This is a genomic window from Lactobacillus sp. UMNPBX4 (genome assembly GCF_002554115.1).
Lineage (GTDB): Bacteria > Bacillota > Bacilli > Lactobacillales > Lactobacillaceae > Lactobacillus > Lactobacillus gallinarum.
This window is the reverse complement of record NZ_PCZF01000076.1, coordinates 1-4468: the sequence shown is the minus strand read 5'-3', so window position 1 is coordinate 4468 and position 4468 is coordinate 1. Positions and strand designations below refer to the sequence as shown.

Here is a 4468-nt window from a genome sequence, read left to right as displayed (position 1 = left end):
ACGCCGAAAGTAGTTGGTGGGCAACTGCCTGCGAGGAAAGGAAGCTGCCGTGCTCTTTTTTAATATTCCGGCTTAGCTCAGTTGGTAGAGCGCTTGACTGTTAATCAAGATGTCGTCAGTTCGAGTCTGACAGCCGGAGTAAGGAGAGAGAAGGAAGCCTAGCTTCCTTCTTTTTTGTTTAATATGTTTTAGGTCTATATGATTTGATGGAAAAATTGGTGTCTGCTTATCCCGATATTTTATTTGAAGCTCGCTCTAGTGGCGGTGGCCGTTTTGATGCAGGCATGGCCTATTACATGCCTCAGATTTGGACGAGCGATGATACAGATGCGGTTGATCGAATGAAAATTCAATATGGTACCAGCTTGGTTTATCCGGTTAATATGATGGGTGCTTATGTATCTGTGAGTCCTAATGAACAAAATGGTCGTTATACTTCACTTGCAACGCGTTATGCCGTTGCGATGAGTGGTGATTTAGGTTATGAATTGGATTTGACCAAGTTATCATCTGAGGATTCTTTAGAGATAGAGAAAGAAATTAATGATTATAAAAAATTGCGTCATTTAATTCAATTCGCGATTTTTATCGCTTGAAATCACCATTTAGCAGCAACCAGGCAGCATGGAACTTCGTTTCTAAAGATCAAAAAGAAGTTTTAGTAATGAATTTCAATATTATGTCGCAGGTTCAGCCGGTATTTACTCAGACAAAGTTATATGGCTTAAATCCTGATCTCGATTACCGTGATGAAAATACGGGTCAAATTTATGGTGGGGATGAACTAATGGAAGTTGGTTACTATGATTCTGTTATGAAACAGGATTTCGCCGCAGAAGTAAAATATTTTGTCGCGGTTGATTAATTTTTTAGAAATAAAATTCACCTAAAAGCAAATTTGCAGTAATGTCAAATTGCTTTTTATTTTTCCACTTAGCTAGCGGGACAGGGAGTTTAGAAATTGGAAATTATTTTCTCTAACTGAAATTATTTTCGAAAATTCCTTTGTAAAAGAAAGCATTTATCGTATAATAAAAGCGGATTCATTTTTTTGATCTAGAGGAGGAAATTACATGGTAGGAATTGTTTTAGCCAGCCATGGTGGTTTTGCCGATGGTATTGCACAATCTGCGCAAATGCTTTTCGGTGAACAAAAAGATTTTGCCCATGTTATCTTAAAGCCTAGTGAAGGCCCAGATGACATTCGTGGCAAAATGGAAAAAGCAATTGCTTCATTTGAAAACCAAGATGAAGTTCTATTCTTGGTTGACCTGTGGGGTGGTACACCATTTAACCAAGCAAATGGTCTTGCTGAAAAGCATGATAAATGGGCAATTGTAGCTGGTATGAATTTACCAATGGTTGTACAAGCATTAACTGAAAGAATGATGGATGCTAATGCTACTGCACGTCAAATCGCTACAAAGGTAGTTGAACCTGCTAAGGATGGTATCAAGACTAAGCCATCTGACTTAATGCCAAAGACCGCTGCTCCTGCAGCAGCCGCTGACAAGGGTTCAGCTAAGGGCGGTAAGAAGTCAATTCCAGAAGGTACTGTAATTGGTGACGGTCACATTAAGTACGTTTTGGCAAGAATCGACTCACGTTTACTTCACGGTCAGGTTGCTACTGGTTGGATTCCAGCAATGAAGCCAGATCGAGTAATTGTTGTTTCAGACAGTGTTGCTAAGGATGACTTGCGTAAGAGTATGATTCGTGAAGCTGCACCTGCAGGTGTTAAAGCTCACACTGTTCCACTTAAGAAGATGGAAGAAATCGCAAAGGATCCAAGATTTGGTAACACACACGCACTTCTTTTGTTTGAAAATCCAGAAGATGTTTTGAGAGCTATCAAGGGCGGTATTAATCTTAAGGATATCAACGTTGGTTCAATGTCATACAAGGAAGGCGACGTTAACGCCAACAACGTGTTGTCAATGAACCAAGAAGACGTTGATACTTTCCGTGAACTTGAAAAGATGGGCGTTAAGTTTGATGTTAGAAAGGTTCCTTCAGATGCTCCAGGTAACATGGATTCTATCTTGAAGAAGGCTCAAACCTTACTTGACGAACAAAAGAAATAATTAATTAGGAGTAAATAAATGAACGCTATACAAATGATTTTGGTAGTGGGTGTTGCCTTTCTTGCAGGTATGGAAGGTATCTTGGATGAATGGCAATTCCACCAACCATTAGTTGCATGTACTTTGATCGGTTTAGTTACCGGTCACCTGGACTTAGGTGTTATTTTGGGTGGTCAATTACAAATGATCGCCTTAGGTTGGGCAAACATTGGTGCCGCTGTTGCACCAGATGCCGCTTTGGCTTCAGTAGCTTCAGCTATTATCTTGGTTGAAGGTGGTCAAGGTACTGCTGGTATCGGTACTGCTACTGGTATCGCTATTCCTTTGGCTGTTGCTGGTTTGTTCTTAACTATGATCGTACGTACTATCTCAACTGCTATCGTTCACATCATGGACGCACAAGCTAAGAAGGGTAACTGGCGTATGATCAACGTATGGCAATGGATTGCTGTATGTTTGCAAGGTTTGAGAATCGCTATCCCAGCCGCATTACTTTTGGCTATCCCAGCAAGCACTGTTAGAGGTTGGCTTGCAATGATGCCTCAATGGTTATCAGCTGGTATGACCATCGGTGGTGGTATGGTTGTTGCTGTAGGTTACGCTATGGTTATCAACATGATGGCAAGTAAAGAAGTATGGCCATTCTTCGCAATTGGTTTCGCTTTAGCTGCTATCAAGGACTTAACTTTGATCGCCCTTGGTGCTATCGGTCTTTCAATGGCTTTGATGTACTTAGCTCTTGAAGCTAAGGGTGGCAACGGCTCAGGTTCAAACAACTCTGGCGATGCCGGTACCGGCGATCCACTCGGCGATATCATTGATGATTATTAAAATGAACGCATAGAGGAGGATTTAAATAATGGCTGATAAGAAAATTAAATTAACCAAACGTGACCGTTTTAACGTTATGTGGCACTCACAATTCCTTCAAGGTTCATGGAACTACGAAAGAATGCAGAACGGTGGTTACGCATACTCAATGATTCCTGCATTGAGAAAGTTATACCCAGACAAGAAAGATTTGTCTGCTGCTTTACAAAGACACTTGGTATTCTTTAACACTCACCCATACTTAGCTTCACCCGTACTTGGTGTTACCTTGGCTTTGGAAGAAGATAAAGCTAACGGTGCTCCTGTTACTGACGACGCTATCCAAGGTGTTAAGGTTGGTATGATGGGACCTTTGGCCGGTGTTGGTGACCCTGTATTCTGGTACACTGTTCGTCCAATTGTTGGTGCCTTAGGTGCATCAATGGCCATTTCAGGTAATATCATGGGACCTATCTTGTTCTTCGTTATCTGGAACATCATCAGAATTGCCTTCTTATGGTACACACAAGAATTTGGTTACAGCGCTGGTTCAGCTATCACTAACGACATGTCAGGTGGTATGCTTCAAAAAGTTACCCGTGGTGCTTCAATGATGGGTATGTTCGTTTTGGGTGCCTTGATTGAACGTTGGGTAAACATCAAATTTACTCCAATCGTTTCACAAACCCCTATCCAAAAGGGTGGTTACATCGAATGGGACAAGCTTCCATCAGGTGCTAAAGGTATTCAAGAAGCTCTTACGCAATGGAACATGGGTAATGGTAAAGCTTTGAGCAGTACTAAAGTTACTACTTTGCAAGACAACTTGGACTCATTGATTCCAGGTTTAGCTGGTCTTCTTTTGACATTCTTCTGTATGTGGTTATTGAAGAAGAAGGTTTCACCAATCTGGATTATCATCGGTATCTTCGTTGTCGGTGTTCTCTTCCACGTATGGGGCATTCTTTAATAAATGGCTAAATCAATTAACACAAGAGTCGATCTGACCGTTGATGGTACCTGGTTTAGAGGTATTGCATCCTATGGAAAAATTATGATCGGCGATAAAGCTTTTGAATTTTATAATGAGCGAAACGTTGAAGACTATGTTCAAATTCCATGGAAAGAAGTAACTTATGTAGTTGCGGATGTTCATTTTAATGGACGTTATATTCCACGTTTTGAAATTAGAACTAAATCTAATGGTAAATTTATCTTCGCTGCGCGTGATCCTAAAAAGGTATTGCGTGCAATAAGAAAATATGTACCTGCTGACCATATGCGTAAAGCATTAAGTATGTGGCAACAAATTAAGCAACGTTTTACTCGTAAGAAAAAATAAAGCAAACTAAAAATCCCAAGGTCGAATGGCCTTGGGATTTTTTTAGTCATCAGCAATAGAAGCTTGCAATCTATTTAAGAATAATTGGCTCTCTGTCAAATCGTGTTGATAGAAGTCAACTATAATTTAATAATTGGATTAAGCATCAAGCTGCTATGTACCAGCTTGATGCTTTTTCTTGTGTGTCGGGCATGACATTTCATCTAGTCTAGTGAAAGTCTAGACCACGGGT

Annotated in this window: 6 protein-coding genes and 1 tRNA gene; all 7 read left to right on the top strand. The window is 40.5% G+C overall.

All coding sequences use genetic code 11. The features are described from left to right. Positions 1-66 precede the first annotated feature (66 nt). The 7 genes from CP355_RS09445 (at position 67) to CP355_RS09420 (ending at position 4236) form a co-directional block, all read left to right on the top strand. Positions 67-139: transfer RNA gene (locus CP355_RS09445), tRNA-Asn, on the top strand. Positions 140-206: 67 nt separating this feature from the next. Then, on the top strand, positions 207-596 hold the full coding sequence (locus CP355_RS10665; RefSeq protein ID WP_233187032.1) for an alpha-galactosidase: 390 nt from the start codon (positions 207-209) through the stop codon (positions 594-596). After that, the gene (locus CP355_RS10660; protein ID WP_233185822.1) at positions 593-865 is read left to right on the top strand and encodes a GH36 C-terminal domain-containing protein; all 273 of its coding nucleotides are present in this window, start codon (positions 593-595) and stop codon (positions 863-865) included. Before CP355_RS10665 ends, CP355_RS10660 begins: the two co-directional genes overlap by 4 nt. A gap of 208 nt (positions 866-1073) precedes the next feature. Continuing rightward, on the top strand, positions 1074-2084 hold the full coding sequence (locus CP355_RS09435; RefSeq protein ID WP_087301146.1) for a PTS sugar transporter subunit IIB: 1011 nt from the start codon (positions 1074-1076) through the stop codon (positions 2082-2084). A gap of 18 nt (positions 2085-2102) precedes the next feature. Then, positions 2103-2915, top strand: coding sequence for a PTS mannose/fructose/sorbose transporter subunit IIC (locus CP355_RS09430; RefSeq protein ID WP_025006442.1), 813 nt, complete (start codon positions 2103-2105; stop codon positions 2913-2915). A 28-nt stretch (positions 2916-2943) separates the two neighbouring features. Further along, entirely contained in the window at positions 2944-3864 is a 921-nt protein-coding gene (locus CP355_RS09425) for a PTS system mannose/fructose/sorbose family transporter subunit IID (protein ID WP_098044409.1), read from the top strand. A gap of 3 nt (positions 3865-3867) precedes the next feature. Beyond that, a complete protein-coding gene (locus CP355_RS09420; protein ID WP_025006440.1) occupies positions 3868-4236 on the top strand; it encodes a DUF956 family protein in 369 nt (122 codons plus the stop codon). Positions 4237-4468: the final 232 nt, after the last annotated feature.